We start from the raw sequence: 1,706 nt of genomic DNA on the forward strand, positions 1-1,706 counted from the left end.
GACCGGAACAGGGGACCGGTCGCGGCCCCGCGCCGCCCTGCCCGCCCTCTGCGCCACGCAGGTCGTGAGCTGGGGCATCGTCTACTACGCGTTTCCCGTCCTCGATCCGCAGATCACCGCCGCCACGGGGTGGCCGACCGGGGCGACCACCGCGGGGTTCTCGCTCGGTCTGGTCGTCTCCGCCCTTGCCGGGATCCGCGTCGGCCGCATCCTCGACCAGCGCGGCCCGCGCACCGTCATGACCGTCGGCTCCGTGCTCGGCGTGATCAGCCTGCTGATCGTGGCCGCGGCCCCGAACATCCCGGTCTTCATCGCCGGTTGGGCGCTGGCCGGACTCGCGATGGCGGCTACCTTCTACCAGCCCGCCTTCGCCGCCCTCACCCGCTGGTGGGCCCCCGACCACGTCCGCGCCCTGACCGTCGTCACCCTCGCCGGCGGCCTCGCCTCCACCGTCTTCGCACCCCTGACCGCGGCCCTCGCCGACCACCTGTCATGGCGCCACACCTACCTCGTGCTCGCCGCCGTCCTCGCCGCCGCCACCATCCCCGCCCACGCCCTGGCACTGCGCGCACCCTGGCCCGATGCCCCCACCAGCCCGGCCCACAGGGCCGAAGGCGCTGCCGGGGTCAGGCGCAGCCGGCCGTTCCTGCTGCTCGCCGCCGCCTTCACCCTGTCCGGCTTCGCGATGTACGCCGTCGTCGTCGCGCTCGTCCCGCTCCTGTTGGAACGCGGGTACACCACCGGCCAGGCCGCCTGGGCGCTCGGCGTCGGCGGCGCCGGACAGACCCTCGGCCGCACCCTGTACGCCGCCCTCGCCCGCCGCACCACCCCAACGGTCCGTACAACGATCTTGATAGCGCTCGGCGGCCTGACCACCGCTGCCTTCGCCGCCGTTCCCGGCCCGTACGCCCTGCTCATCGCGGTGTCTGTCGCGGCCGGCATGGTCCGCGGCAATCTCACCCTGCTCCAGGCCACCGCCATCACCGACCGCTGGGGCGCAACCCACTACGGTCGCCTCTCCGGCCTTCTCGCAGCACCAGCGACCACCGTCGCAGCCCTCGCGCCGTTCGCCGGCGCCGCGCTGGCCGTGCCCCTCGGCGGCTACGAGCCACTGTTCTTCCTTCTGGCCCTCGTCTCCGTGGCCGCCGCCCTCACCTCGCCCTGGACAGGCACCGTCGCACGCCACTGAGGAACTCTCGGGAGAAACCCAGTCCATGACGGACCCTCAGCAGCTGCTCCCATCCGACCGGTCGGACGCCGACGACGTGGAACAGCACGCCGGTCCGCAGTGCGACGCACAGCCCGGCCCGCCGCGCCGCTCGTGCAGCGGCGCGGTCGCCTCCACCTACCACACCCGCCGCTTCACCCTGGTGCCCTGGCCGAAGGCGCTGCGGGTGCCGACCCCCGACCGACCGCGGCCCGGGCCGGCCGTGGCGCCGGGCACCCCGCCGCCGGCGCCGATCGACCCGGACCTGCCGAGCGCGGACATCCGCATCGGGTACGCACGGTGCTCGACGCTCGGGCAGGAACTCGACTCCCCGCTCGACGCGCTCGCCGAGCACAGCATCCCGAGAGGCAAGATCTTCAGCGAGAAGACCAGCACCCGGGTACGGGTCCGGCCGAAGTTCGAAGAGGCACTGCGGACGGCGCGGGAGATCGAAGCGCACGCCCCCGCCGGAACACGACCGGGGCGGGCCCTCGATCGA

2 protein-coding genes are annotated in these 1,706 nt (G+C 74.0%); both read left to right on the forward strand.

From position 1 onward, the window contains the following. The coding region (locus ACFWEG_RS29010) for an MFS transporter (RefSeq protein ID WP_387221095.1) at window positions 1–1,189 on the forward strand (1,189 nt) is incomplete at its 5' end. Between the two features lie 25 nt (window positions 1,190–1,214). After that, window positions 1,215–1,706, forward strand: a 492-nt coding sequence (locus ACFWEG_RS29015; RefSeq protein ID WP_387221097.1) for a recombinase family protein, incomplete at its 3' end; no start/stop codon positions are given.

It is taken from the genome of Streptomyces sp. NPDC060194 (genome assembly GCF_042728285.1).
Lineage (GTDB): Bacteria > Actinomycetota > Actinomycetes > Streptomycetales > Streptomycetaceae > Streptomyces.